The organism is Rhodococcus erythropolis R138, assembly GCF_000696675.2.
Lineage (GTDB): Bacteria > Actinomycetota > Actinomycetes > Mycobacteriales > Mycobacteriaceae > Rhodococcus_F > Rhodococcus_F erythropolis.
This window is the reverse complement of record NZ_CP007255.1, coordinates 3,131,930-3,158,745: the sequence shown is the minus strand read 5'-3', so window position 1 is coordinate 3,158,745 and position 26,816 is coordinate 3,131,930. Positions and strand designations below refer to the sequence as shown.

Annotated in this window: 25 protein-coding genes and 1 tRNA gene; 9 read left to right on the top strand and 17 right to left on the bottom strand. The window is 62.9% G+C overall.

Features of this window, described 5'->3' with window-relative positions; genetic code table 11:
• Window positions 1–18 precede the first annotated feature (18 nt).
• The 4 genes from H351_RS14760 to cobC all read right to left on the bottom strand — a co-directional run bounded on the left by H351_RS14760 (window position 19) and on the right by cobC (window position 4,150).
• Window positions 19–1,143, bottom strand: a complete 1,125-nt coding sequence (locus H351_RS14760) for a bifunctional RNase H/acid phosphatase (RefSeq protein WP_020969918.1) — start codon at window positions 1,141–1,143, stop codon at window positions 19–21.
• The gene (locus tag H351_RS14755; RefSeq protein ID WP_020908144.1) at window positions 1,140–1,877 is read right to left on the bottom strand and encodes a zinc ribbon domain-containing protein; all 738 of its coding nucleotides are present in this window, start codon (window positions 1,875–1,877) and stop codon (window positions 1,140–1,142) included. Before H351_RS14755 ends, H351_RS14760 begins: the two co-directional genes overlap by 4 nt.
• Before the next feature lie 108 nt (window positions 1,878–1,985).
• Window positions 1,986–3,119 carry a Nif3-like dinuclear metal center hexameric protein gene (locus H351_RS14750; RefSeq protein ID WP_019748956.1) on the bottom strand — a complete coding sequence of 378 codons (1,134 nt, stop codon included), beginning with the start codon at window positions 3,117–3,119 and terminating at the stop codon, window positions 1,986–1,988.
• A complete protein-coding gene (cobC, locus tag H351_RS14745) occupies window positions 3,116–4,150 on the bottom strand; it encodes an Rv2231c family histidinol phosphate aminotransferase CobC (protein ID WP_029255615.1) in 1,035 nt (344 codons plus the stop codon). Before cobC ends, H351_RS14750 begins: the two co-directional genes overlap by 4 nt.
• A 56-nt stretch (window positions 4,151–4,206) precedes the next feature.
• On the opposite strand from cobC, the gene H351_RS14740 reads away from it, so the two are divergent.
• From H351_RS14740 to H351_RS14730, 3 genes are read left to right on the top strand one after another with little or no spacing between them, the layout of a single operon-like run.
• Window positions 4,207–4,902 carry an HAD hydrolase-like protein gene (locus tag H351_RS14740; RefSeq protein ID WP_021334192.1) on the top strand — a complete coding sequence of 232 codons (696 nt, stop codon included), beginning with the start codon at window positions 4,207–4,209 and terminating at the stop codon, window positions 4,900–4,902.
• Window positions 4,889–5,380 carry a low molecular weight protein-tyrosine-phosphatase gene (locus H351_RS14735; protein WP_029255616.1) on the top strand — a complete coding sequence of 164 codons (492 nt, stop codon included), beginning with the start codon at window positions 4,889–4,891 and terminating at the stop codon, window positions 5,378–5,380. Before H351_RS14740 ends, H351_RS14735 begins: the two co-directional genes overlap by 14 nt.
• Window positions 5,381–5,428: 48 nt before the next feature.
• Entirely contained in the window at window positions 5,429–6,367 is a 939-nt protein-coding gene (locus H351_RS14730) for an SURF1 family cytochrome oxidase biogenesis protein (RefSeq protein ID WP_020969922.1), read from the top strand.
• Here the strand turns inward: H351_RS14730 and H351_RS14725 are convergent.
• The 6 genes from H351_RS14725 to H351_RS32540 form a co-directional block, all read right to left on the bottom strand.
• Window positions 6,308–7,327 carry a cobalamin biosynthesis protein gene (locus tag H351_RS14725; RefSeq protein WP_020908150.1) on the bottom strand — a complete coding sequence of 340 codons (1,020 nt, stop codon included), beginning with the start codon at window positions 7,325–7,327 and terminating at the stop codon, window positions 6,308–6,310. The genes H351_RS14730 and H351_RS14725 overlap by 60 nt on opposite strands.
• Before the next feature lie 65 nt (window positions 7,328–7,392).
• On the bottom strand, window positions 7,393–7,617 hold the full coding sequence (locus H351_RS14720) for a hypothetical protein (protein WP_003941648.1): 225 nt from the start codon (window positions 7,615–7,617) through the stop codon (window positions 7,393–7,395).
• Between the two features lie 92 nt (window positions 7,618–7,709).
• Window positions 7,710–7,781: transfer RNA gene (locus H351_RS14715), tRNA-Val, on the bottom strand.
• A gap of 32 nt (window positions 7,782–7,813) precedes the next feature.
• Window positions 7,814–8,278, bottom strand: a complete 465-nt coding sequence (locus H351_RS14710; protein ID WP_019748962.1) for a peroxiredoxin — start codon at window positions 8,276–8,278, stop codon at window positions 7,814–7,816.
• 35 nt (window positions 8,279–8,313) lie between these two features.
• Window positions 8,314–8,739 carry a DUF3052 domain-containing protein gene (locus H351_RS14705; protein ID WP_003941575.1) on the bottom strand — a complete coding sequence of 142 codons (426 nt, stop codon included), beginning with the start codon at window positions 8,737–8,739 and terminating at the stop codon, window positions 8,314–8,316.
• 177 nt (window positions 8,740–8,916) lie between these two features.
• Entirely contained in the window at window positions 8,917–9,477 is a 561-nt protein-coding gene (locus H351_RS32540; protein WP_020969928.1) for a hypothetical protein, read from the bottom strand.
• A gap of 233 nt (window positions 9,478–9,710) precedes the next feature.
• On the opposite strand from H351_RS32540, the gene aceE reads away from it, so the two are divergent.
• From aceE to H351_RS14670, 6 genes are all read left to right on the top strand, one after another.
• On the top strand, window positions 9,711–12,566 hold the full coding sequence (gene aceE, locus H351_RS14695; protein ID WP_007735476.1) for a pyruvate dehydrogenase (acetyl-transferring), homodimeric type: 2,856 nt from the start codon (window positions 9,711–9,713) through the stop codon (window positions 12,564–12,566).
• A gap of 99 nt (window positions 12,567–12,665) precedes the next feature.
• On the top strand, window positions 12,666–13,994 hold the full coding sequence (locus H351_RS14690; protein ID WP_019748966.1) for a PucR family transcriptional regulator: 1,329 nt from the start codon (window positions 12,666–12,668) through the stop codon (window positions 13,992–13,994).
• Between the two features lie 127 nt (window positions 13,995–14,121).
• Window positions 14,122–15,030, top strand: a complete 909-nt coding sequence (locus H351_RS14685; RefSeq protein ID WP_020908154.1) for an ACP S-malonyltransferase — start codon at window positions 14,122–14,124, stop codon at window positions 15,028–15,030.
• An 84-nt stretch (window positions 15,031–15,114) separates the two neighbouring features.
• Entirely contained in the window at window positions 15,115–15,390 is a 276-nt protein-coding gene (gene acpM / locus H351_RS14680) for a meromycolate extension acyl carrier protein AcpM (protein WP_003941649.1), read from the top strand.
• Between the two features lie 7 nt (window positions 15,391–15,397).
• Complete coding sequence (locus H351_RS14675; RefSeq protein ID WP_003941591.1) at window positions 15,398–16,648, top strand: KasA/KasB family beta-ketoacyl-ACP synthase; 1,251 nt, start codon at window positions 15,398–15,400, stop codon at window positions 16,646–16,648.
• Window positions 16,649–16,756: 108 nt separating this feature from the next.
• Entirely contained in the window at window positions 16,757–18,190 is a 1,434-nt protein-coding gene (locus H351_RS14670; protein ID WP_003941597.1) for an acyl-CoA carboxylase subunit beta, read from the top strand.
• Window positions 18,191–18,300: 110 nt separating this feature from the next.
• Here H351_RS14670 and H351_RS14665 read toward each other — a convergent pair whose 3' ends face one another.
• The 7 genes from H351_RS14665 to H351_RS14635 all read right to left on the bottom strand — a co-directional run bounded on the left by H351_RS14665 (window position 18,301) and on the right by H351_RS14635 (window position 26,730).
• Complete coding sequence (locus tag H351_RS14665; protein WP_003941617.1) at window positions 18,301–18,810, bottom strand: DUF3145 domain-containing protein; 510 nt, start codon at window positions 18,808–18,810, stop codon at window positions 18,301–18,303.
• Between the two features lie 128 nt (window positions 18,811–18,938).
• Complete coding sequence (locus tag H351_RS14660) at window positions 18,939–19,778, bottom strand: serine hydrolase domain-containing protein (protein ID WP_029255619.1); 840 nt, start codon at window positions 19,776–19,778, stop codon at window positions 18,939–18,941.
• A gap of 36 nt (window positions 19,779–19,814) precedes the next feature.
• The gene (locus H351_RS14655) at window positions 19,815–20,942 is read right to left on the bottom strand and encodes an NDMA-dependent alcohol dehydrogenase (RefSeq protein ID WP_019748970.1); all 1,128 of its coding nucleotides are present in this window, start codon (window positions 20,940–20,942) and stop codon (window positions 19,815–19,817) included.
• A gap of 310 nt (window positions 20,943–21,252) precedes the next feature.
• Window positions 21,253–22,557, bottom strand: coding sequence for an HNH endonuclease signature motif containing protein (locus H351_RS14650; RefSeq protein ID WP_029255620.1), 1,305 nt, complete (start codon window positions 22,555–22,557; stop codon window positions 21,253–21,255).
• A 64-nt stretch (window positions 22,558–22,621) separates the two neighbouring features.
• Complete coding sequence (locus H351_RS14645; RefSeq protein ID WP_029255621.1) at window positions 22,622–23,296, bottom strand: response regulator transcription factor; 675 nt, start codon at window positions 23,294–23,296, stop codon at window positions 22,622–22,624.
• Window positions 23,293–24,495, bottom strand: a complete 1,203-nt coding sequence (locus tag H351_RS14640) for a sensor histidine kinase (protein ID WP_029255622.1) — start codon at window positions 24,493–24,495, stop codon at window positions 23,293–23,295. The genes H351_RS14645 and H351_RS14640 overlap by 4 nt, the downstream gene beginning before the upstream one ends.
• An 18-nt stretch (window positions 24,496–24,513) precedes the next feature.
• Entirely contained in the window at window positions 24,514–26,730 is a 2,217-nt protein-coding gene (locus H351_RS14635) for an MMPL family transporter (RefSeq protein ID WP_024487648.1), read from the bottom strand.
• Between the last annotated feature and the right edge of the window lie 86 nt (window positions 26,731–26,816).

Here is a 26,816-nt window from a genome sequence, read left to right as displayed (position 1 = left end):
TCAGCAGTCGGGGCATTTTCAGCGAAGATGTGACGTGTCGTTGACCAACCGGACCGAGGCTCCCCCGTCTGGATAGAACTCGGTGATACTCAGCGACGCCAGATCCAGATGCAACCGGTACAGCAACGACGGCCCGGCATCGAGGGCCAGCTGCACCAACGTCTTGATCGGGGTGACGTGAGAAACGACCAACAGCGTCGCGCCGCCGTAGGTCGAGATCAGGTCGTCACGCGCGGCGACGACTCGTTCTCGTACCTCGTCGAAACTCTCGCCGCCGGGTGGGCGCACAGAAGTGTCCGAGAGCCATTCGCGATGCAGGTCCGGATCGCGCTCGGCTGCCTCGCGGAAGGTGAGTCCGTCCCAGTCGCCGAAATCGGTTTCGATCAAACCTTTGTGCTCGACGACGGGAAGACCGAGCACGCGGGCCGATGCCTCTGCCGTCTCACGGGTTCTGCCGAGGGGTGAGCAGACGATGGCGTCGATACCGCCGCGGTTCCCGAAGCGTGCAGCCGCGCCGGCGGCCTGCGCGCGGCCCAATTCCGTGAGCTCAGGATTGCCGCGTCCGGAGTAGCGGCGATCGACCGACATCGCTGTCTGTCCGTGACGTAGCAACAACATTCGTGTCGGCTTGCCGGTGGTGGCGATCCATCCCGGAGAGCCGGCGATCTGCGGTTCCGACGTCTCTTCTGACGGCGCGGCGGGTGCAGCTGGTGCGGGGGCCGCGGTTTCGATGCCGGCAGCAGCGTCCATCGCCTCGTTGGCAAGACGATCGGCATGAGAATTCTCGCCGCGCGGAATCCACGTGTAGGTCACTCGCGAGAACTGCGTCGCCAACTCGGCTGCGCGTCGCTGCAGCGGAATCATGTCCGGGTGCTTGACCTTCCAGCGCCCGGACATCTGCTCGACGACCAGCTTGGAGTCCATACGGACGTCGACCGTCGACGCTCCGAGTTCACCGGCAGCGGCCAACCCTGCGATCAGCCCGCGGTACTCGGCGACGTTGTTGGTCGCAATTCCGATGCTTTCCTTGCGTTCAGCCAACACCGAGCGGGTGGAGTCGAAGACCACGGCGCCGTAGCCGGCCGGGCCGGGGTTGCCGCGTGATCCACCGTCGGCCTCGACGATGACCTGCGTGGGAGTCACAGACCGGACTCCTTGGTACGCACCATGATTGCATTGCACTCTGGGCAACGAACGACGACGTCGGCCGGTGTCGCGGCGATTCGGGAGATCTCGCCGCGGTCGATCTCGATCCGGCAAGCGCCACATCGGCGTGCCTGCAGAAGCGCCGCGCCCGGTCCGCCCAGGGTGCGCTGCTTCTCGTAGACAGCAAGGAAATCGGCGGGGAATTCACCGACAAGTCGTTCACGATCGGCGGCGCAACGCTCTTGCGCCTTGTCCAGATCGGCGACGGCGTCGTCGCGGCGACGCTTGGCGTCGATCAGCTCTTCTTCGGCCTGGGACAGCTGGGCACCGGCGTGATCGTGATCGGCCTGCAACGCCTCACGCTGCTCCATCACTTCGAGCAACTCGTCCTCGAGGAGCCCCTGACGCCTGACCAGGCTGCCGAGTTCGTGTTCGAGTTCGGTGAGCTGCTTCGCCCCGACCGACCCACTCTGCAACAGAGTGCGGTCACGATCCTCGCGCTGACGAACCGCGTCGACCTCGCCTTCGAGCTTGCGGATGTCGCGATCGATGTCGTCGATCTGGATTTCGACGGCTACGGACGCATCTTTACGGCTGATTCGCTCGGCCTCGAGACGTTCGACTTCCTTCTGCTCGGGAAGCGCTCCGCGTCGGTGGGTGATCCGAGTGAGCTCAGCATCCACCCCGGCGAGGTCGAGAAGCTTGGATTGCACCTGTGGTTCGACGTTCACGCTGTATAACTCCTGCTGTAAGTCCGATGTCGGCAGTGCTCGCGAAGGACGGCTCTCGAAGAACTGCTCTTGAATTGTTCGTGCAACCGTACCTTGCAGAGCGCTGCACTAATGCGCACTCAAACACCACGGATCGGTGCGAATTGTCGAAACCCGGCTTTCCCACCCCGGATTGTCGGCAAACGCGGCGTCGAGCACCGATTTCGCCTGCGCACACCACGGGTATTCACTAGCCCAATGGGCGACGTCGACCAGTGCCGGGCCACCGGCACGAAGATGCTCGTCCGCGGGATGATGCCGTAGGTCCGCAGTGACGTAGACGTCGGCGCCCAGCGCCGCCACCACGTCCAGATACGAGTCGCCGGAACCGCCGCACACCGCCACGGTACGAACGGTCGCGTCCGGATCTCCGGCAGCGCGAACACCCCACTCGGTCGAGGGCAGTGAGCGCGCCACTCGCGCCGTGAACTCTCGCAATGTTTCGGGGTGCTCGAGCTCACCCACCCGCCCCAGACCGAGCGAACTGGGGAACGCTGCGAGTTCGAAGACATCGAAGGCTGGTTCCTCGTACGGGTGGGCGGCACGCAATGCGCCCAGCACCGCACTTCGCTTTCCGCGTGGGGCAATCACTTCCACACGATCCTCGCGAACCTGCTCCACAGCGCCGACAGTCCCGATCGTCGGATTCGCACCGTCGGCTGGCAAGAACTGACCCGTACCGGTGACCGTCCAACTGCACTGGCTGTAGTCGCCGATCCGCCCAGCCCCGGCCTCGAAAAGTGCATCCTGCACGGCCGATGCATTCTCCACCGGAACCATGACGACCCACTTGTCGAGCGGCTGCGTCGGCTTGGGTTCGATCGGGCGCAGCACGGTCAGGCCCAGAGCCTGCGCCAACGCGTCGGACACTCCAGGGTCGGCGGAGTCCGCATTGGTGTGCGCCGAGAACAGTGCGCACCCCGCCTTGATGAGCTTGTGGACCAACGCACCTTTGGGTGTGTGAGCACCGACGGTGTCCACCCCACGCAGCAGAAGTGGATGGTGAACGACCAGAAGGTCGGCACCGGAGGCGATGGCGTCGTCGACCACTGCCTCGGTCGGATCCACCGCGAAAACCACTCTCGTCACCGCGTCCGCAGGATCGCCGCAGACCAGACCGACCGAATCCCACGATTCCGCCAGGGCGGGCGGATAAGCAGATTCCAGCACGGCTATGACGTCCGCAAGAATTGGGCCGCTCACAAGATCTCCTTCATCGCTTCGATCAGTACCGAGACCTGCTCGGCTGGACGGACGGCAACGCGCAACTGATCGGGCCCGAGTCCGGGAAAGGTGTCGCACCGGCGGACGGCGATACCGCAGGCACGCAGGTGCTCTCGCATCGAGGCGCCGTCGCGGACGTCGACGAGCACGAACGGCCCCGCAGCGGGTTCGTGCACGGCAATCCCGATCTCGGTCAGTCGCCGGGACATGTCTTGGCGGTCTGCGGCAATCGATTCGGCTTTGATCCTCGACTGCTCGACCGCGAACGGTTCGCAGCAGGCCGTGATGGCCTCGATCTGCAGACTGCCCAATGGCCAGTGGGCTCGGCCGTGAGCCAGTCGAGCGAGAAGATCCGGAGAGCCGATCGCGTACCCACACCGCAATCCGGCGAGTGCCCACGTCTTGGTCAGGCTCCGAAGCACCAGTACATCCGCCGACTCGACACCTGCGATGCTCTCCGCTTCGCCGGGGATCGCGTCGCCGAATGCCTCGTCCACCACCAGGATCCGGCCCGGCCGACGCAACTCCAACACATCGGCCTTGGGGTGAAGCACGGACGTCGGATTGGTCGGATTGCCCAGAACGACGAGGTCCGCGGATTCTGGTACCTGCGCGGCCCGAAGCTCGAAAGGCGGCTCCAGAATCACCTGCGTCACCGGTACACCGGCCTCTCGCAGCGCCAGTTCCGGCTCGGTGAAGGACGGATGGATCAGCGCTGCCGAACGAGAGCCCAGGCGCGGCAGCATCGCGAATCCCTCGGCACCACCCGAGAGCAACAACACCTCTTCGGGCCGGCGCCCGTGCCGCTGCGCGACGGTTTCGCGGGCTTTCAGTTCCGCTGCAGCGGACGGGTACGAACCGAGCGTCGACAGCCCTGCGGCCAGCCGATCCCGCAACCACTCCGGTGGGCCGGAGCCTTGAACGTTGACGGCAAAATCGAGTAACCCGGGCTCCACTTCGACATCGCCGTGATGTCGCAAGCTCTCCAGGTCAACCGTTCCGGTACTCACCCGGTCAGCCTACGGTCGAGCACCGTGCGCGGACATCACCCCTGCCGTCCGGGACAATGAATGCCGTGACGACACCACCCCTCGACCGTTTTCCTGTAGTTCTGTTCGATCTGGACGGAACCATCACCGATTCCGCTCCCGGCATTCACGGCGGCTTCCGACATGCGTTGGCAACTGTCGGCCATCCGGAGCCGACGGAAGCGATGTTGGCATCGGTGATCGGCCCGCCGATGGTCGATACCTTCAGGTCACTCGGTATGGCCCCGGCGGACGTGGATCGGGCGATCGCCGCGTACATCGAGCGTTACGACGCGACCGGGTGGCAGGAGAACTCGGTGTACGAGGGCATGGACGTCGTCCTGGGTAAGGCTCGCGCGAGCGGCACCCGACTGGCCGTCGCCACCTCGAAGTCGGAGCGATTCGCCATTCGCATCCTCGAGCATTTCGGCCTGGCCGAGCACTTCGAGTTCATCGGCGGCGCAAGCGACGACGGAACTCGTCGGGCGAAACCCGATGTGATCGCGCACTCGCTGACTTCACTCGGGATCACTCCCGTCCTCGCCGCCGACGGCGGAACCCCCGACGTGCTCATGATCGGCGATCGTGATCACGACGTGCTCGGCGCCGCGAAGTACGGCATCCCCACCGTCGTCGTCGAATGGGGCTACGGTTCCGCCGAGGAAGCGCGCCAAGCGTTTCGCTCCGTATCGTCGGCATCCGAACTGGGAGGACTTCTCGATGGCCGCCTCTGAACCACTCCGTGTGACTGAACCACTCCATGTGACGTTTGTGTGCACCGGCAATATCTGCCGGTCACCAATGGCCGAAAAGATCTTGCTCGCGCATCTGGGCCGTGAAGGCCTAGCCGACCGGGTGCGTGTCAGCAGCGCCGGTACCGAGGGGTTTCACACCGGTAGCGAGGCCGACGAGCGGACCAACGTCGTGCTCCGAGCGGCCGGATATCCGACGGGCCACAGCGCCGCGCGGGTCAATGCAGATCATCTCGCCGCCGATCTTGTCGTCGCCCTCGACACCGGGCACGAACGTGAGCTTGCTCATCTCGGCGTGCCCACCGAGCGTCGGCGCCTACTGCGATCGTTCGACCCCGAGGCGGACGGAGAATCGGTTCCGGACCCGTACTACGGGGATCAGGAGGACTTCGAACTGGTTCGAGACCAGATCGAAGCGGCCATTCCCGACATACTCGACTGGATCCGCGAGCGAGCCTGAACCCGGAGCAAAATTCACTCCCGTTCGGGCAACGGATACCGTGGACGTGTGCGAAGACTGAAATTCCTGTTGCGGCCCGGTTGGTTGGTACTGGCAGCTGTGGTCGGGCTCTTCGCCTACCTGTGCTTCACCGTGCTCGCTCCGTGGCAGCTCGGCAAGAACACGAAGACCGAGCACCGCAATGATCTGATCTCGAACTCGATCAACGCGGAGACCGTGCCGATCGGTGATGTCATCGCCGATTCGACGATCGCACCGGACGACGAATGGCGAAACATCACCGCGGCAGGTACCTATCTGCCCGACGCCGATATCCTCGTCCGCCTGCAGTCCATCGAGGGCGCGCCGTCGTACGAGATCCTGACGCCTTTCCGCCTGGACGACGGCCGCACGATCCTCGTCAATCGCGGATACGTTCGGCCGATCAACGGCGCCGAGGCACCGCCCATCGCTGCGCCGCCGACCGATCCGGTCACTCTCAACGGCCGCGTGCGCCTGTCGGAAGGCACCGCTCCCGGCCGAGTTCCGATGTTCGAGGACGGCGCGAAGCAGGTCTACTCCATCGACGCACAGCCGATCGGCGAGTTCATCGGAACGGACCTGATCGACGCGTACATCCAACTCGAACCCGACCAGCCCGGCGGTCTCGGCACGATCCCGCTCCCCCAACTCGACGCGGGCCCCTACCTCTCTTACGGGTTCCAATGGCTGGCGTTCGGCATCATGGCGCCGCTCGGTCTGGCTTACTTCATTCGCGCCGAGTGGCGCGAACGTCGCAAGGAAAAGGCAGCTCAAGCAGCTGTGGACGGCTTCGCAGCCGACGACGCCGCTGCCGAGACGACCCCGGAAGCGGCAGTGTCCGCGCCTGCCGCACCCCCCGCCGAACCGGCTCGTACCTTCAGCCGTCGCAAGAAGCCGGAGCCGGAATCAGTGCCGCTCACGGCGCAGGAAGCCAAACTTGCCGATCGATACGGCAATACCCGCTGAAATACCCGCTGACACCACAGCTGCACTGATCTGCACCGCCGACGAAAGCCTCGCCGCGCGGCGCAGATCATTCGGCGTCGGCACAGGCCCGCGGCCGAGGACGGGACGCATCTCCACCCCGTGCGCGTACTCGGTCCGACCACCCAACGAAATGCCCAACGCCCCTGCCGCCGACGCTTCCGCGACGCCCGCATTGGGGCTTGGATGAGCCGCTGCGTCGCGTTTCCACGCTGCCAGTGATTCCTGAACCGAGCCGCCCACCACCGGGGCACACGCAGCCGTCAGCGCACCGGTCAGCCGAGCCGGGACGATGTTGACCAGGTCGTCGAACCTCGCCGCAGCCCACCCGAATCTGAGGTACTTCTCGGAGCGGTAGCCGATCATCGCGTCGAGTGTGTTGGCAGCGCGGTAGACGAACAGACCTGGCACGCCCGCAATTGCACCCCAGAACACTGCGCCGACGGTTGCATCCGAGGTGTTCTCGGCAACCGACTCGAGCGCTGCACGCGTGAGGCCCTCCTCGCCCAGCACCGAGGGATCGCGTCCGCAGAGTGAAGGAAGTAGCTCACGCGCTGTCGTCAGGTCGCCGTCGACCTGTGACGCCTCCAATCGAGCGGCCATGTCGATGCCGGTGCGTGCAAGCGACGTTCCGCCGAGCACGGCCCAGGTAGCTATCGCCGTCGTACCCGTGACGGCCACCCAACCGGCCCGGCGCGACGCTGCTTCGGCTGTGAGGCCAAGTCCTGCGGTGCCGGCCAAGAGCACGGCAACATGAAGTGTTCCGGCCGCGCGCGAGTCCCGGTAGGACATCTTCTGCAGCGCGATAGCCGCGGTTCCGAAGCCGGCAACCGGATGGAACCGCCCCGGATCGGCGAATGCCCGATCCGCAACGAAGCCGAGGAGAAGCCCGGCAGCTCGCGCATTGAATCGAGATTGGGACGAACGAACCGAAATCTGCACGAGCGTAGTTGTAGCAGCGACGCTCGTTCTCTGGCCAACCGTCACATGTCTGCCCGAGCTGAGCTCTATCCGTCCCAGTCGATCGTCAGGTAGATCAAGCGGTGCATTCGGTTGATTTCCCAGACTCGGGCAATCCCGGTCGCCAGTGCGTCGCTTTGGGAACGAACCCGGATCGTCTGCCCCGGGAACAACGCAACACTGAGACTGGGCATCTCGGCGATATGTATGTGCGGACGGGTGGGATGCACGCGCGTCGGGTCGACGGCTACTTCGATCACAGAACTGGACATGCGTCCAGAATGGCGTATTGCGGACAATTCGTTGCCGAAAATGAAAAACCCCGATCTGCGTCGACATGCAGATCGGGGTTTGAATTCTTCGGTGGGCGCGGAGGGTTTCGAACCCCCGACCGCTGGTGTGTAAAACCAGAGCTCTACCACTGAGCTACACGCCCGAACTCCCGGTGAGACCCTCACCGGGAGTGCTCTAAGACTCTAGCGCGGCAAGCGCGTTTGCCCAAAGTCCGTGGTCACGGGCTTCTCCGGGGCCGTTCATCTCGGCAAAACGAATGACTCCGTCTTTGTCGATGACAAAGGTGCCACGATTCGCGAAGCCCAACTTGTCGTTGAACACCTCGTACTTCTGAGCGACTTCACCGTGCGGCCAGAAGTCCGACAGCAAGGGAAATGTGTATCCCTGCTCAGCCGACCAGATCTTGTGAGTCGGCGAAGCACCGACAGAAATCGCGAGAATGGCAGTGTCGTCGTTCTCGAACTTCGGAAGCTCGTCACGGACCTTGCAGAGTTCCCCCTGACAAGTCCCGGTGAAGGCCAACGGATAGAAGACCAGCAGAACATTCTTCTTACCGCGGAAATCTGCGAGCGAGACTTCCTGGTTGTTCTGGTCCTTCAAGGTGAAATCCGGTGCCTGGGCACCAACTTCGAGAGGCATGTGCAATTCCTTGGGAAAGTGCGGAAAGGGCCGGGTCAGCGCTTGTTGGCCGGACGAGCCTTCGGCTGAACCAGTCGACTTCCCGACCAGTCACCGAGGTTGGCTGCCGATGTCTGCGTCAAGCCGGCAGTCGGCGCCGATTCGGCGATCTCGCTGGGCTCGACATGTCCGTCGAGACCGGTCTTGGGAGTGAGAACCCACACGAAGCCTTCGTCGGCGAGGGGCCCGATGGCATCCATCAAGGCATCCACCAGGTCACCGTCCTCGTCGCGCCACCACAGCAGCACAACGTCGATGACCTCGTCGGAATCCTCGTCGAGCATTTCCCCGCCGATGGTTTCCTCAACCGCGGCACGAATGCCGTCGTCGGTATCCTCATCCCAGCCCAGTTCCTGCACCACCATGTCAGTGGTAATCCCGAGTTTCTGAGCGTAGTTCTGGGCATCCGCCGCGGCGACCACGGTGGGGTCCTCCTTTTGTTGATGGTGTGTGGCGACCCCGCACACCTACCGTTTGACGATCAATTAGGGAAAGCGAACATGGTCTGAGGCGTTAGCGCAAGCCGACCACGCCGAAAACTTTCACCAAAGATCGTCTTCTGACACACGGCGAACCTTACGCCTGCGGATTACCGCAGGTCACAGGGATCCACATTCATCGAAGATCGACTTGCGAATCGAATTGCTCGTATCGCTGATCGAATTGATTTCATCCGCCGAATGATCACTCTCGATCACGACTGCAGATGAACGTAGGTTCGCAGCCAATTCGTCGAACAGTCCGGAAAGTTGCGCTGGAAGTTCACTCGCGACCGAGTCGAACCACGAGGCGGTGTCCCTGGCCGACGAAGCAGCAGCGCTTGCTTCGGCTCTCAGGTCGGTCTCACCATGATTTCCGGCGTCGACGTAGGCATTGAACGCGACCACGTCGTTTTTCGATCGAGAGACCGCTTCCTCACAGATCGCGAAAGCTGCCTCTGCCGCATCTGCCGCCGCTTTCGACGAGGACGCGGCGGCCATCGAAATACTCACCTCGGATTGGTATGCAGCCACGTGCGCTTCATTGGGTACTGCCGATCCGGTCACCGCCGCCGAACATCCCACGATCACCGACAGTCCCACTGCGATCGATCCGACCGAGACCCACGCCCCGACCCTGCCGTAATTGATTTCTTTGTTTATTTTTTCCCACCCCTTCATACGTTCCGATCGATCCCCCAAGCCTGTGACTACGGGGAACCATCACACCCCTGCGTCACGCCGAAAAACGCTACCCGAGAGTAACCAGAGGCGAGGTGTGCCGGACCGACCGGGATGGTGAAAGATGAGGTACGCGCCATATTCACGATGGAAGTGCGTCGGACCTAACAAGGCCTCGATCACCTATGTAAGGACGCCCCACCACGCGTCCCCAAACCAATGAGGAGCACACGTTGTCTGACCTGATCCAGGGTCCCGCGTCCGGGCAGAACGCCGATTCCGGCGCCGCCGGCGAGTCGGGTTCGCCCGCGTCGAATACGCCGGGGGGAACCGACGGTCGCGTTCGCGTCATTCGCGAAGGTGTTGCGTCGTACCTGCCGGACATCGATCCGGACGAGACCACCGAATGGCTCGAATCATTCGACGGACTTCTGGATCGATCCGGACCCACGCGTGCCCGCTACCTCATGCTCCGCATGCTCGAACGCGCCGGTGAGAAGCACGTCGCACTCCCCGCGCTCACCTCGACCGACTACGTCAACACGATTCCGACCGAAAACGAGCCGTGGTTCCCCGGCGACGAAGAGGTCGAGCGCCGCTATCGCGCCTGGATCCGTTGGAACGCCGCGATCATGGTCCACCGCGCCCAGCGACCGGGCGTCGGCGTCGGCGGTCACATCTCCACCTACGCATCCTCGGCAGCGTTGTACGAAGTCGGCTTCAACCACTTCTTCCGCGGCAAGGACCACCCGGGCGGTGGCGACCACATCTTCATCCAGGGTCACGCCTCCCCCGGCATCTACGCACGCGCCTTCCTCGAGGGCCGCATCCCCGCGGAACAGCTCGACGGATTCCGCCAGGAGAAGTCCCACGCCGACTTCGGCGGAGCACTGCCGTCCTACCCGCACCCGCGGCTGCTTCCCGACTTCTGGGAGTTCCCGACGGTCTCGATGGGCCTCGGCCCGATGAACGCCATCTACCAGGCCCGGTTCAACCACTACCTCAACGACCGCGGCATCAAGGACACCACCGATCAGCACGTGTGGGCATTCCTCGGCGACGGCGAAATGGACGAGCCCGAATCACGCGGCCTCGCTCACGTCGCGGCAACCGAAGGCCTCGACAACCTCACGTTCGTCGTGAACTGCAACCTCCAACGCCTCGACGGCCCGGTCCGCGGCAACGGAAAGATCATCCAGGAACTGGAATCGTTCTTCCGCGGTGCCGGCTGGAACGTCATCAAGGTCGTCTGGGGTCGCGAGTGGGATGCGCTGCTGCACGCCGATCGCGACGGCGCACTCGTCAACCTGATGAACGTGACGCCGGACGGTGACTACCAGACGTACAAGGCCAACGACGGCGCGTTCGTACGCGATCACTTCTTCGGACGTGACCCCCGCACCAAGGAACTGGTCAAGGACCTCACAGACCAGGAAATCTGGAACCTCAAGCGCGGTGGCCACGACTACCGCAAGGTCCACGCCGCCTACGCAGCGGCCATGGCACACAAGGGCCAGCCGACGGTCATCCTGGCGCACACCATCAAGGGCTACACCCTCGGTAAGCACTTCGAGGGCCGCAACGCCACACACCAGATGAAGAAGCTGACGCTGGACGATCTCAAGGCGTTCCGCGACATGCAGCACATCCCGATCTCGGATGCCGAGCTCGAGAAGGATCCGTACCTGCCTCCGTACTACCACCCGGGCGCGGACGCTCCCGAGATCAAGTACATGCTCGACCGTCGTAAAGCACTCGGCGGGTTCCTGCCTTCCCGCAACACCGACGCTGCTCCGCTCAAGCTCCCCGAGGACAAGACGTACGACGTCATCCGCAAGGGCTCGGGCAAGCAGGAAGTCGCCACCACCATGGCGATCGTGCGCATCCTCAAGGAACTGTTGCGCGACAAGGAGATCGGCAAGCGGATCGTGCCGATCATTCCGGACGAGGCCCGTACGTTCGGTATGGACTCGTGGTTCCCGTCGCTGAAGATCTACAACCGCAACGGACAGCTCTACACCTCCGTCGACGCCGAACTCATGCTCGCCTACAAGGAGAGCCCGATCGGCCAGATCCTGCACGAGGGCATCAACGAGGCCGGTTCGACGGCATCGTTCACCGCAGTCGGCACGTCCTACGCCACCCACGGTGAACCGATGATTCCGCTGTACATCTTCTACTCGATGTTCGGTTTCCAGCGCACCGGCGACGGCCTGTGGGCGGCTGCCGACCAGATGGCTCGGGGATTTGTTCTCGGCGCCACCGCCGGTCGTACCACTCTGACCGGTGAAGGTCTCCAGCACGCCGACGGACACTCGCTGCTCCTGGCATCCACCAACCCCGCCGCTGTCACCTACGACGCCGCGTTCTCGTACGAGTTGGCGCACATCGTCAAGGACGGCTTGCGCCGCATGTACGGCGGCACCGAGGGCGTCGACGGTTTCGGTGGCGAGAACATCTTCTACTACCTGACCATCTACAACGAGCCGTACGTTCAGCCGGCCGAGCCCGAAGGTCTCGACGTCGAGGGCTTGCTCAAGGGCATCTACCTCTACAAGACGTCCGAAGCAGCCGGCCCGAAGGCACAGATCCTCGTCTCCGGTGTCGCGATGCCCGAGGGTCTGCGTGCGCAGAAGCTGCTCGCCGACGAATGGGGCGTCTCGGCCGACGTCTGGTCGGTCACGTCCTGGGGTGAGCTGCGCCGCGAAGGCGTCGAATGCGAACGTCAAGCGCTGCTCAATCCGTCCGAGGATGCTCCGGTTCCTTTCGTCACCACGGCGTTGTCCTCGGCCCAAGGCCCTGTCGTCGCGGCTTCGGACTGGATGCGGGCGGTCTCGGATCAGATCCGTCAGTGGGTTCCCGGCGACTACACCACGCTCGGCACGGACGGGTTCGGGTTCTCCGACACACGCACTGCAGCGCGTCGCTACTTCAACGTCGATGCCGAGTCCATCGTCGTTGCCGTGCTGATCGGTTTGGCGAAGGAAGGATCGATCGAGCGGTCGAAGGCCGTCGAAGCAGCGAGCCGATACCGCATCGACGACGTGAATGCTGCTCCCGAGCAGACCGGGGACACCGGTAGCGCCTAAGTCGTAGGGCAACAGTCCCAGCGATCGAAAACAGACCTACGCCCATCGCCGCGGGTGTCATCTCGACATCCGCTGCGGCGATGGGCGTAGGTTTTTCTCATGCCCGAACCTGATCCCGAGAAACCCGAAGAGGGCGTACGCCGCACTCGACCACAGTCGTCCGGGTTGCAGGCTGTACTCGCCCGCCGTCGTCAGGTTCGCGATCCACTTCCAGAAGCCTTGCTCCGCCGCGTCAAACAGTTCTCCGGTCGGCTCTCCACCGAGGCCGTGACCGTGATGGAGGAGCAGCTTCCGTTCTTCGACAGTCTCGACGCGTCGCAACGTGCCGACGTTCAACTCTTGGTGCAGACGTCGGTGGTGAATTTCCTGGAATGGCTGCGGCAACTCGACTCGGAGATCAGCTTCGGATACGAGTCGTTTCCGGTCATCCCTCAGGATCTTGCTCGACAGCTCACGCTGCGCCAGACCGTCGACATGGTCCGGGTGGCGATGGAATTCTTCGAGAAATGGCTGCCCGCTCTCGCCCGCAACGATCAGCAGCTGATCGCGCTGACAGAAGCCGTCCTGCGCTACGGGCGTGAACTCGGTTTCGCAGCAGCGACGGTGTACGCAAGCGCCGCCGAGTCGCGGGGTGCCCTGGACACGCGACTGGAAGCGCTCGTCGTCGACGCCGTCGTGCAGGGAGACACCGGCTCGGACATGCTCTCCCGCGCAGCCACCTTGAACTGGGACGCCACCGCTCCGGCCACCGTCATCGTCGGGTCTCCCCCGCCGGACGAGCGGGTCTCGGTTGCCGGCACCGTCCACGCGACTGCCGCCGCGCACGGGCGCGCTGTTCTCGCCGTGGTGCAGGGTCCGCGACTGGTGATGATCGTCAGCGGCGAGCTGAGCAGTAAGACGGAAGGCAGCCAATTCCTTCAAGACCTGCTCATGAGTTTCGCCGACGAGCCGGTGGTGATCGGCCCGACAACGCCCTCGTTGAGCGCAGCACACTTCAGTGCGTCCGAAGCTCTCGCGGGAATCAAGGCCGTCGCCGGGTGGCGCGGCGCACCTCGTCCCGTTTTCGCGACTGAACTGCTCCCGGAACGGGCACTACTGGGAGACGACGCTGCCGTAAAGGCTCTTCGCGATTTCCTGGTCGCACCTTTAGCGGAATCCGGCACAGTCTTGACCGATACTTTAGACAGTTATCTCGACTGTGGAGGTGCGGTTGAGACTTGTGCACGTCTTCTGTTTGTTCATCCAAATACCGTTCGGTACCGCTTGAAGCGAATCGCGGAAGTTACCGGCCGGGATCCTACGAATCCACGCGACGCATACGTACTACGGATCGCCGCTACCGTGGGCCGATTGACACAAATCGATCTCAAATCGAACAATTCGGTTACTTCAGTCACATCTTTAACATCCGGACAAACAAACCTGTAACCCCCGAGCGTCCAATTTCGATGGCCGGGCGCGACGTGGGATTTTGTGGGAACCCTACAAAACACTTCGCCAGAGTTCATCGCGACCGACATCTCGCAGGTCACTCGCGGCGGTGTTCTCTTAATAAGTGATTTCGTTGCTCGCCCCGGGACAGGGCTCTCAGACACCCGGCATGCTCAGCCCATGGCTGGCACTGCCCGGAGCGCAAGACCGCCTCGAAGTGTGGTCGAAGGCGGCTGGCCTTGACCTCGTCCGACTCGGCACGACCGCGACTGCAGAAGAAATCACCGACACCTCGGTAACCCAGCCCCTCGTCGTTGCCGCTGCTCTGCTGGCGTACGAGGAAATCGAATCACGTGGGCTCCTCGGCGCCGACGTCATCGCTGCCGGCCATTCAGTGGGTGAACTTGCCGCTGCTGCGGTCGCCGGTGTTATTTCCGCTGACGACGCGGTCGCGCTTGCCGCCCTCCGCGGCGCCGAGATGGCCAAGGCTTGTGCGCTCGAGCCCACCGGCATGTCAGCCGTTCTCGGTGGCGACGAAGCCGAAGTGCTCGCACGACTCGAAGAACTCGGGTTGGAAGCGGCCAACCGCAATGCGGCCGGCCAGATCGTGGCTGCCGGACTGCTCACCGCGCTCGAAGAACTCGCAGCAAACGCACCCGAAAAGGCCCGAGTCCGCGCACTGCCCGTCGCCGGCGCTTTCCACACCCGCTTCATGGCACCTGCACAGGACGCCGTCGCAGCTGCTGCCGCCAAGATCACCCCGTCCGATCCGACGCGCACGCTGCTTTCCAACTCGGATGGCGCACCCGTCTCCTCGGGCGCCGACGCCCTCACCAAACTTGCCGCGCAGGTAACCCGCCCCGTTCGTTGGGACCTCTGCTCCGCGTCGTTGCGGACAGCAGAAGTCAGCGCGATCGTGGAACTCCCGCCGGCCGGAACCCTCGTCGGAATTGCCAAGCGCGAAATGCGTGGCACACCGACGGTGGCCCTCAAGAACCCGGAGGATATCTCCGCACTGTCCGAGCTGACCTAGCTCGGACGCCCACCCGGCCGATCAGCCCGAACGGCGGCCGGACGTTTCACCCCACCTCAATCGATCAAGAAGGGAGCCACACCAGTGGCCCACACTCAGGAAGAAATCATCGCGGAACTCGGCCAGATCGTGGAGGAGGTCACCGGTATCGAGCCTTCCGAGGTCACCGTTGACAAGTCCTTCGTGGACGACCTCGATATCGACTCCCTGTCCATGGTCGAGATCGCTGTTCAGACCGAAGACAAGTACGGCGTGAAGGTCCCCGACGAGGATCTCGCAGGCCTGCGCACCGTCGGCGACATCGTCGCGTACATCCAGAAGCTCGAAGCCGAAGGCGCCGAAGCCAAGAACGCAGAGTGAGCCGACCGTGACTTCCGCTTCTACCCGCAAAGGGAAATTCCCCGACATCGTCGTCACGAGCCTCGCGACGTCGACCTCGGTGGCTGGTGATGTGGATGGCACGTGGAAGGCGCTACTCGCCGGCGAAAGCGGCATCGGAATCCTCGATGACCCGTTCATCGACGAGTTCGACCTTCCCATTCGCATCGGCGGGCACCTGAAGGTTTCACCAGACGAGGGCTTGTCCCGCGTCGAAATTCGACGGATGAGCTGGGTGGAACGCCTTGCCCTCACGTTGAGTCGCACGGTCTGGAGCAACGCCGGCAGCCCCGAAGTCGATCAGGACCGCCTCGCGGTTGTCATCGGCACCGGACTCGGCGGCGGCGACACTCTCATCGACGCCGTCGACAAGCTCCGTGGCGGCGGATACCGCAAGGTGTCCCCGTTCTCGGTGCAGATGGTCATGCCCAACGGACCGGCCGCAACGGTCGGGCTCGAACTCGGGGCCCGCGGCGGCGTCATCACCCCGGTGTCGGCATGTTCGTCAGGTTCCGAGGCAATTGCTCACGCTCACCGCATGCTTGTCATGGGTGACGCGGACATGGTTGTGGCTGGTGGAGTCGAGAGCTTCATCGACGCGGTTCCGATCGCGAGCTTCGCCATGATGCGTGCAATGAGCACCAACAACGACAATCCGGCCGCAGCTTCACGTCCTTTCGACAAGGACCGTGACGGATTTGTCTTCGGCGAAGCCGGCGCACTGATGATCCTCGAAACCGAGGAACACGCAAAGGCACGCGGGGCCACCATTCATGCCCGCCTGCTCGGTTCCGGAATCACTTCGGACGGGTACCACATCGTGGCACCGCATCCGGAAGGCCTGGGCGCGGCGCGAGCCATGACCCGAGCAATCGAGATGGCCGGACTGACGAAGTCCGACATCAAGCACATCAACGCCCACGCCACTGCGACGCCGATCGGTGACATCGCAGAGGCAAAGGCAATCAACGCAGCGGTCGGCAATCACGCTGCGGTGTACGGCCCGAAATCCGCGCTGGGACACTCGATCGGCGCTGTCGGCGCCCTCGAATCAGTCCTCACGGTTCTGGCGGTGCGTGACGGGATCATCCCGCCCACGCTCAATGTTGACAGCCAGGATCCAGAAATCGATCTCGATGTCGTCAAGGGTGAACCCCGAACCGGCTCTTTCGATTTCGCACTGAACAACTCGTTCGGTTTCGGTGGGCACAATGTCGCGCTCGCCTTCGGTCGGGCCTAGCCCGAACCGCGGTTTGCACCTGTCCGCGGGTGTCGTTGCAACACAACGTCACCCGCGGACAACACCGACCTTTCGTTCCACCCAAGGCTCGTACTGAAGGAGGACGCGATGACCATCCTGGCCCCCGTGACAAAGTCCGAATCATCGACAGACCCGCGCGATCCTCTTGCGCGCCTGGAAAATCTGTTCGACCCCGGCACAACAGTGCCGCTCCACGCCCGTGACAAGTCCGGCGTGCTCGCTGCGTCCGGAAACATCGACGGCGTCCGCACCATCGCATACTGCTCCGATGCCACCGTCATGGGCGGCGCAATGGGCGTCGACGGTTGCAAACACCTCGTCAAAGCCATCGATACCGCCATCGAGGAAGAGTCCCCCATCGTGGGTCTCTGGCACTCCGGTGGCGCGCGTCTGGCTGAAGGCGTCGAAGCACTCCACGCAGTCGGACTGGTCTTCGAGGCCATGGTCCGTGCGTCGGGTCTCATACCTCAAATTTCCGTCGTGCTCGGCTTTGCCGCTGGTGGAGCCGCGTACGGTCCAGCCCTCACCGATGTCGTGATCATGGCGCCGGAAGGCCGAGTGTTCGTCACCGGCCCAGACGTAGTTCGCAGTGTCACCGGTGAACAGGTCGACATGGTGTCACTCGGCGGTCCGGACACACACACCAAGAAGTCGGGTGTCGCGCACATCGCCGCACACGACGAGGCCGACGCATTGCACCGCGCACGCCGCCTGGTCTCGATGATGTGCGAGCAGGGCGAATTCGATCAGCGGGCAGCGGAACTCGGCGACAGCGATCTGCGCGCCATGATGCCTGCGTCCGCAAAACGTGCATACGACGTTCGTCCCATCGTTCACGAAATGCTCGACAACGTCGAAGGCGAGTCGAGCTTCGAAGAACTGCAAGGCAATTACGCGCGGAGCATCGTCACCGGTTTCGGCCGGATGGCCGGACGCACGGTTGGCGTCATCGCGAACAACCCACTGCGACTCGGGGGGTGCCTGAACTCCGAAAGTGCAGAGAAGGCCGCTCGATTCGTGCGACTGTGCAACGCATTCGGCGTGCCGCTCGTAGTCGTCGTCGATGTTCCCGGGTATCTGCCTGGCGTGTCGATGGAGTGGGAGGGCGTGGTTCGGCGCGGCGCGAAGTTACTTCACGCCTTCGCCGAGGCGACTGTCCCCCGCGTCACCGTCGTCACTCGAAAGATCTACGGCGGCGCATACATCGCAATGAACTCGCGAGCACTGGGAGCCACGGCCGTTTTCGCTTGGCCCAACTCCGAAGTGGCCGTGATGGGCGCGAAGGCTGCTGTCGGCATCCTGCACAAGCGGGCTCTCGCTGCGGCACCGGACGACGAGCGTGAAGCATTGCACGACCGTCTCGCTGCCGAACACGAGGCGATCGCAGGCGGCGTCGACCGCGCTGTCGAAATCGGCGTCGTCGACGAGGAAATCGACCCGGCGAAGACTCGCAGCATCGTCACCGCTGCGCTCGCGTCTGCGCCATCTGTCCGTGCGCGGCACAAGAACATTCCGCTCTGACAACCCCGGATAGCAAGGTGGGCCTCGCCGATACGGCGGGGCCCACCTTTGTCATTCAAGTCTTTGTCGTTCAATCCGCGAGAGCACTCAGGGTTCAGGATGGACCTCGGTCAGCTGACACGCCTTCGCAGCCATGTCACTTCGGCACCTTCGCCTGAACTCCGGAAGGGTTCGAGTTCCTCGTCCCACGGTGCGCCTATCGCCCGATCGATCTCCGCGGCGATGTCTCCACCGGAATTCATGATGGACCGCAGTTTCATCTCCCCAACGACGACATCACCGTTCGCACTGGTGGATCCGCGCCACAAGCCCAGACCGGGTACATGGCTGTACCGTTCGCCGTCGACGCCATGGCTCGGGTCCTCCGTGACCTCGAACCGCAACATCGGCCACGCGCGTAGCGAATCGACCAGGCGGGCACAGGTTCCGACGGGACCTGTCCAGTCCGTCGTCGCACGCAGAAGCCCGTCGTAGGCAGGCTGTGAGGTCCATCTGAGCTTGGCAGGGCTGTCCAACGTGGCGGACAAAGCCCAATCCACGTGCGGGCACAGCGCCGCGGGCGACGAGTGGATGTAAACCACACCAGTCGTCACGTCCGCGAATTGATTCATTTCGCGCACTCGAGCCTCCTGCTTCGACGAGGGACGTCTTCCCCAACGACCTCTGTCGAGTTCGTGCAGCACGCTCGATTGAACAGTGTGCCTTGTGTTACCCGTGTTGCGCCAGTGGAAGGAGAGAAATTTGTGCTCTATCTCGAAACTTCACCGACTACGCCATCTGACAATTCAGTCCACAAAGGCTTGGCCCAATCACCGAAGTCGCGATCGGTTAGCACGATGCATGCAGTATCGATCGTGGGATCGACCCACAGGAACGTCCCGGACTGGCCGAAATGACCGAAGGTTGCGGCCGAGTTCTCGAGACCTGTCCAATGCGGACGCTTGTCGCCGCGAATTTCGAATCCGAGTCCCCAGTCGTTGGGGCGCTGAGAGCCGTAACCCGGGAGAATTCCGTTGAGCCCCGGGAACTGCACGGTTGTCGCCTCTGCGAACGTCTGCGTCGAGATCAGGGTCGGCGAGAGCAGTTCAGCCGCGAACTTGGCCAAGTCGTCTGCCGACGCCTGCGCACCGTGACCGGCAGGACCGACAAGAGCCGCGCTGGTCATCCCCAACGGCGCGAACACCGCCTCGGCAAGATAGTCGGCAAACTCGATCTCGGTCTCCCGGGAAACCAACTCGGCAAGCACCTCGAATCCCGCACTCGAGTAGATCCGCTTCGACGCCACCGGCGCCTGAACAACACGTTCGGCGAATGCCAACCCGGAAGCATGTGCGAGGAGGTGACGAACGGTCGACCCCTCCGGCCCGGCCGGCCCCTCCAACTCGACCGCCCCTTCCTCCACCGCCACCAGAATCGCGTAGGCGCACAACAGTTTTGTCACCGAAGCAAGGGGGAAAACATGCGACTGGTCGCCGCTGAAACCACGAATGCGGTCGCCCTCACCCGGATTCTTCCCGGAGAGGACGACCGCTGCCGCATTGTCGACCGGCCACTGCTGGATTACGTCGAGACTGTGAGTACTGGGCACCCGATCAGACTACTGGCACAAGAGTTGCGCTTTCGATCACCAGTCAGCTTCGGTGTAGCGGATGACGCCGCGGATGTTCTTGCCATCCAACATGTCCTGGTACCCGTCGTTCACGCCTTCGAGCGTGTAGGTCCGAGTGACCATGTCGTCGAGGTTCAGCTTGCCTGCCTTGTACATCGCGAGGAGGTTAGGCACGTCCTGACGAGCGTTGCCACCGCCGAAAATGTTGCCCTGAAGGTCCTTCTGAAGCATCGACATCAGGAACAGGTTCAGCTTCACATCCATGTCCGTCAGGTGCCCCATTGCAGTGACAACACAACGACCGGCCTTTGCCGTCAGAATCATCGCTTCTTCGACGTACTCACCCTTCATTTCGCCAACGGTGATGATCGTCTTCTGCGCCATGCGTCCGTACGTGGCGTCGATGATCGGCTGAATGGCAGCGGCAGCGCTTTCGAAAGCGTGCGTTGCGCCGAACTTCAGAGCCTGCTCACGCTTCCACGGCACGGGGTCGATGGCAAAGATGTACCGGGCGCCCGATGCAACCGCACCCTGTAGCGCACTGATACCGACGCCGCCGACGCCCATGATCACAACGTCTTCGCCGGGCTTCACATCGGCGATGTGGGTTGCCGATCCCCAACCGGTCGGGACGCCGCAACCGACGAGTGCGGCAACCTCAAACGGAATGTCCTTGTCGATCTTCACCACTGACGACTGGTTCACGACCATGTAGGGCGAGAACGTCCCTAGCAGGCACATCGGGATCACGTTTTCGCCGCGAGCCTGGATCCGGTACGTGCCGTCGCTGATGGCTTGGCCGCTGAGGAGGCCCATCCCGAGGTCACAAAGATTCTGATGTCCGGCCGAACACGCCGGACAGGTTCCACAAGCCGGAATGAAGGACAGAACGACGTGGTCGCCGACCTCCAGTCCCTTGACCTCCGGGCCGAGCTTGGTGATGACGCCCGAACCCTCGTGCCCGCCCATGACCGGGAACGACGGCATCGGGGTCGCGCCGGTGACGATGTGGTGATCGGAGTGGCACATTCCGGCCGCTTCCATGCGAATTTGAACTTCGCCGGCCACCGGCTCGCCGATCTCGATCTCCTCGACGGACCACTTCTCATTGAGGCCCCACAGGATTGCACCCTTGGTCTTCACGTCACTTCACCCTTTCATTCGCACACCCGCATCTATCTCTGTGACCATAGCCACAAATCCGCGAAATTGGAACGTGTTCTAACGAAAGATTTTGCACTGCAGGTCAGACGTCCAAATGACCTGGCACAACCGGCTTGGCGACGACGAAAGAATGACCCACTGAGTGGGACAGGCCACACGGGCGCCCGAAAGTAGAGCCGCCCCGAAAGCACGCACCCATTCGACTCCACCTCCCACCAATCGGTCGGACACAGAGCAGCGGGTCCGAGACAGGCCTGGCCATGTTCTGGTGCGTGTGAGGTTTAACCCCTCAGGTTTTGAAGGTGGTGTTGGCCGGTCGCGGGTGCTGCTGCGGGTCGATCGAGGTCGGCGGGATGAACCAGGGTTTGTTGTCGACGCCGATGCGGATTACCCACTTCCCGACGAAACCCGTTTTTCGGTGCATCAGCCGGTGATGTGAACGGCACAGCAGGACAAGGTTGTTCATCACGGTCGGGCCACCGTTCGCCCAGTGCCGGATATGATGCGCATCCGTCCACGCAGGCACACATGTGCAGCCCGGGAAGGCGCAGCCTTTGTCGCGGGCGATCAACGCCACTCGCTGCTCCGCGGTGACCAACCGTTTCCCGGGTTTCGCATCGAGCGGTGCGCCGTGATCATCGAGCAGAACAGTGGACAGGAAGCAGTCGCAGCCGAGAAGCCTGGTCTGCGACACCGACAGCGGCCCCAGCCAGGGCATGTGCCCGACATCGAGATCCGGCACAGCCGCTCCACCATCAGGAGCAGCGGGTGTTCCGGCGCAGTCCCGGTGCTCCGCCAGATCACGGGCGTTGATGTGCACGTTCACGTGCGGCCGCTGACCCCCATCGACACCGGTTTTCGCGCAGTCCAGATACCGGCGGATCAGTTCGGTGAACCCATCCGCGGTCCGCTTCGCCGCCGACCGAGAATCCGGCGTTCCATCCGGTGCCGGGGTCGGCATCGTCAGATTCGACAACGCCGACAACAACATTTCCCCGGTGAGAGCATCGAAATCACCGCGCACCACCACCCGACCATTCAACGTCGACGCGATCCGCAACTCATTCCGATCCACATCCTCGGCGGGCGGAATCTCATCGGACTCGAACACTCGCTCCAAAGTCGCGATCACACTCCGCACCTTCGTGGTCGTCGCCTCCACCCCCGACGCAGCAGCCAACAACAAATCGACACAGCGAGGCAACGCCTCCTCCGGCATCCCCTTCGGAGGTGACTCGCAGAACGCCACGATCAACACCGCATGATCGAACGAGCAGTCCCCGTCATCGAATCGGGCCGCCACCGCCGGAAACGGCCGAAGCGCAGCACCCAGGGCGGCGATCTTCTTCCCGTCCCGAACCTGCAGCATCGTGTTCGCCGCCAACCAGCAACCCACCCCGCGGCTCGCAATCACCTGATCATCCGGCCGCAACGACAACTCGTCCACCACCGCCACACGCACAGCCTCGAGACGCAGAACCTCCGCACTCGCCTCGATAGCAGCAGCACGCAACTCAGAAGCAGACAACCGCCACAGGCGTCCGCGCAACCCCACCGCAGAACCAGACACCACATCCGACAACAGAACACTCATTGAATCCCCCGATCCCCACCCCAAACAATACTCGAACACTCGTTCGAGTCAAGAGTTTCTCGAGTCAATCCACCGAGCGTCCCGGAATCACCACACCGTATTGATAGGCGAGAACCACCAGTTGCGCGCGGTCGCGGACATCCAGTTTCGTCATCGCCCGGTTCACATGGGTTTTTGCCGTGACCGCGCTGATCACCAATTCCGCGGCGATTTCGTCGTTGGACATCCCGAGGGCAACGAGGGTGACCACTTCGAGTTCGCGTGGTGTCAATTGACCGAAAATCCCGGAAGTCGAGTCGGCCCGCGACGGAGTGGAAAGGAATCGAGAAATCAACGCACTGGTCGCAATCGGCGACAACAAAGAGTTCCCACCTGCGACCGTCCGAACAGCATCGAGTAGATCCTCAGCTCGGATTCCTTTGCCGATGAAGCCGCTCGCTCCCGCCCGGATCGCCTGTGCCACATGTTCATCCACTTCGAAGGTCGTCAGGATCAGTACGTGTACGTCGGTCAAATCCGGATGATCGGCGATCATGGCGGTCGCTTCGACTCCGCTGGTGCCCGGCATGCGAATGTCCATCAGAACAACGTCGGGCCGGTGCTCGAGCGCCGCCTGGAATGCCTGCTCTCCGTCTGCCGCCTCGGCGACCACCTCCATGTCGTCTTCCGAACCGATTAGCAGCGCAAGCGTTTGACGGAAGAGCGCCTGATCGTCTGCCACTACCACCCGAATACTCACGACTCCTCACGCTCCGAACCGCTGGAGACCGAGACCAGCGGCAGTTGGGCGTCCACACGAAATCCCCCGTCCGCGCGGAATCCTGCTGAGACCTCGCCTCCCATTGCCTGTGCCCTCTCCTTCATTCCCAGCAGTCCGTACCCGGGCGGTGACGTCGAAGGCACTGCCGTTCCGGAGTTTTCGACCGACAGCACCAGAACCTCGGCTTCGTACGACAACGACACGGAGACGGCCCCTGGCAACGCATGCTTGCTCGCATTCACGAGTGCTTCCTGGATAATTCGGTACGCCGTGAGGTCTACTGCTGGCCCGAGAGGGCGCAGCGAACCCACTGCGCGCACTTCGATTTCCATTCCCGCACTAACGAATTGATCCACCAGTGCCGGTAGATCCGAAAGCCCCGGTGCCGGTTTCATCGAGCGATCACCGTCCTGAGCGTCACGGAGAACTCCGACCGTGGCCCGAATTTCATCGAGTGCCGCCTTGGACGTTTCCTCCACTCCGCGTAGTGCAGTCGTCGCCTTCTCGGGGTCTTTCCCGATCAAGTGCGACGCGACCCCGACTTGCAGGTTGACCAAGGCAATGTGGTGCGCGACAACGTCGTGCAGGTCTCGCGCAATCCGCATCCTTTCTTCGACGACGCGGTGTCGGGCCTCGTCCTCGCGCATTCTTTCCGCTTGCACCGCGCGCGCCTCGACGGACTCCAGATAGGCTCGGCGAGAACGGACCTCGGCGCCGGCGAAACTTGCCATCAGCAACCAGGCCAACAACCCCAGTGCCTCCTGCAGGAGATTGTTCCCCACTCCCAGGAAGATTGTGACGAGCATCAGCGAGCTGACTGTGCTCGCCGCTGCGAAGAAGGTCCTCCGGCGGTCACTCGTGCTGGCAACGTAGTAGAGGCACACCATCGCCGCGGAACCTGTGCCGGCATTCGGCGGCGCTGACAGTGCAATCATCAATACGCCGAGAAGTACTGCCACCGCCAGCGCCGAGAACGGGTAGCGCCTCCGGAATACGATGGTTGCCGCTGCGATCGCTGTTACAAGGACTCCCACAACTGTTACTTCGCGGGTGTCATTGCCATCGAGCGCGATGCGGTGCGCCGTCCACGTGGCAAGGAGCACGAGGATCGTCAGTGCCAGGTCGATGGTGCGCGGGTGTTCCGCACACCATCGACCCCACGTCGATGTCGAAGTCATCGATCTACCGTATCCGGGTCATACCGACAACTTGTCGCTCGTGGGTTCACTGGATTCCTTCGAATCTGCGAGCAGCGCAGTCAACTGCTCCCCCTCGACATCGACGTTCGGGACCAACCGGTCCAGCCATGAGGGGAACCACCATGCCTTCGAGCCCAACAGGGACATGACGGCCGGTACGACGGTCATACGAATCACGAAGGCGTCGAACAGAACCGCGAACGAGAGTCCGAGTCCGATCTGCATGATGAAGGCGTCGCCGCCGAAGATGAAGCCCGCGAAAACGGCGATCATGATCAGCGCCGCGGCCGTGACGACTCGGGCGCCCTGGTCGAAGCCCTTCACGACTGCTTCGTCCGGTCCGTCACCGTGGACGAACGCTTCACGCATTCTGGTCACCAGGAACACCTGGTAGTCCATCGCCAACCCGAAGACGATGCCGATCATGAAGATGGGCAACATCGCCACAACTGATCCGGTTTGGCCTTCGATTCCGAGAATGCCGGCGAACCAACCCCACTGGAAGATCGCGACCAGCACACCGAACGTCGCGCCGATCGAGAGCAGAAATCCGAGAGTTGCCTTGAGCGGTACCAAGATCGAGCGGAACACCAGCATCAAAAGAATGAAGGCGAGGCCGACGACCAATGCGAGGTAGGGAACGAGGGCATCAGCCAAGCGGTCCGAGACGTCGATCGTCAACGCTGTCTGACCGGTGACCGACATCGTGGCCCCGGTCTCGTCGGTCAGTGATCCGGCGACCTCACGTATATCTGCGACGAGCGCCTTTGTTGCCTCGGTTTCCGGGCCACTCGAGGGAACCACCGTGATGACTGCTGTATCGCCGGCCTGATTGAGTGCTGGCGGCGTCACTGCCGCTACGTCGGGCAGAGCACCGAGCTTTTCCTGGGCGCCGCTCAATGCCGCTGCCGGATCTGCGGCGTCGGCAACGTCGACGACCACCATGAGCGGACCGCTGAACCCGGCACCGAACCCCTCGGATAGTCGGTCGGTAGCCCTGGCGGCAGTTGTGTCGGGCACTGGTGGGCTCGCCAAACTCAGGTTGATTCCGAAGGTGGGGATCGCCAGCAATCCCAACCCGAGGACTGACGCGAGCAAAACCGGAACTCGACGCCGGATCACGAACTTGGCCCATCGCGAGCCCGCCCCCTCCGACTGTTTCCGGTGTGTCAGTTCACCGCCGGACGCCAGCAGTCGACGATCAGACCGACTCAGGACGCGCGACCCTGCAAATCCGAGTGTGGCGGGCAGCAGCGTCAGTGAAATCACCACTGCAACAGCAACTGCGAATGCTGCAGCCAGACCCATGCTTGTCAGGAACGGGATGTTCACGACGAACAGTCCGGCCAGTGCGATAAGGACGGTCAACCCCGCGAACACTACGGCCGAACCCGCAGTCCCCGCTGCGCGGCCCGCAGCAATTTCCGGATCATGTCCGTCACGTAGTTCGGAGCGGTAGCGCGAGACGATGAACAGCGAATAGTCGATCGCCACGGCGAGCCCCAGCATCATTGCCAGGACGGTTGTGCTCGAACCCAATTCGATGAAACCAGTTGCGATGGTGATCGTGCAGATCGCGATGCCGATGCCGATCAACGCGCTGATCAAAGGAAGCCCCGCCGCAACCAAGGAACCGAAGGTGACGGTCAGCACCACCGCGGCGATCGCGACTCCGATCACCTCTCCCATCGATTCGGCGCTGCTTTCCATCAGCACGTTGCCGGCAACATCGACTGCCAGCCCTGAATCCGAGGCGTCGTGGACAGCGGACTCGAGCAGTTCTTTCGAACTGTCCGGCAAGTCCATCGAGTCGGCGGTATAGGAGACCTGCATGTATCCGATCGTCCCGGTCGGCGACACTCCGCCGGATGCATACGGATCCGATACCGCTGCAACCTCGGGGTCCTTCCCGAGCGCAGAGACCAATTCACTGACGGATTGTCGAATGGCCGGATCGGCGAGCGTCGTGCCCGCCGGAGATTCGAAGACTATGCGAGCACTGGCTCCGCCGGTGGACGATTCCGGGAACCGTTCAGCCAGAAGGTCCTGTGCCGCTTGCGATTCTGTGCCCGGGATCGACAATGTGTTGACGGTCGGACCGGACAGCGTTGCTGCGCCTACTCCGCCCGCCACCAGCAGGACGACCCAGAAGCCCACCATTGCCCAGCGACGACGAAACGCGAGTCGCGAGAGTTTGTACAGGAATATCGACATGCGTATCACTGTGCCGATACACGACCCCGTCGCACATCGTGCACAGGTAGGCAGTTCGACGTACTGCGCTCGCAGTAGGGCGGTGG

What these genes read in the sequence shown, in the direction of transcription:
- H351_RS14640 (WP_029255622.1), bottom strand. Translation starts at nt 24,495, where the DNA reads ATGACTTCGACATCGACGTGGGGTCGATGGTGTGCGGAACACCCGCGC.
- H351_RS14740 (WP_021334192.1), top strand. Translation starts at nt 4,207, where the DNA reads ATGAATGCCGTGACGACACCACCCCTCGACCGTTTTCCTGTAGTTCTG.
- H351_RS14650 (WP_029255620.1), bottom strand. Translation starts at nt 22,557, where the DNA reads ATGAGTGTTCTGTTGTCGGATGTGGTGTCTGGTTCTGCGGTGGGGTTG.
- H351_RS14735 (WP_029255616.1), top strand. Translation starts at nt 4,889, where the DNA reads ATGGCCGCCTCTGAACCACTCCGTGTGACTGAACCACTCCATGTGACG.
- H351_RS14690 (WP_019748966.1), top strand. Translation starts at nt 12,666, where the DNA reads ATGCCCGAACCTGATCCCGAGAAACCCGAAGAGGGCGTACGCCGCACT.
- H351_RS32540 (WP_020969928.1), bottom strand. Translation starts at nt 9,477, where the DNA reads ATGAAGGGGTGGGAAAAAATAAACAAAGAAATCAATTACGGCAGGGTC.
- H351_RS14720 (WP_003941648.1), bottom strand. Translation starts at nt 7,617, where the DNA reads ATGTCCAGTTCTGTGATCGAAGTAGCCGTCGACCCGACGCGCGTGCAT.
- H351_RS14710 (WP_019748962.1), bottom strand. Translation starts at nt 8,278, where the DNA reads ATGCCTCTCGAAGTTGGTGCCCAGGCACCGGATTTCACCTTGAAGGAC.
- H351_RS14635 (WP_024487648.1), bottom strand. Translation starts at nt 26,730, where the DNA reads ATGTCGATATTCCTGTACAAACTCTCGCGACTCGCGTTTCGTCGTCGC.
- H351_RS14670 (WP_003941597.1), top strand. Translation starts at nt 16,757, where the DNA reads ATGACCATCCTGGCCCCCGTGACAAAGTCCGAATCATCGACAGACCCG.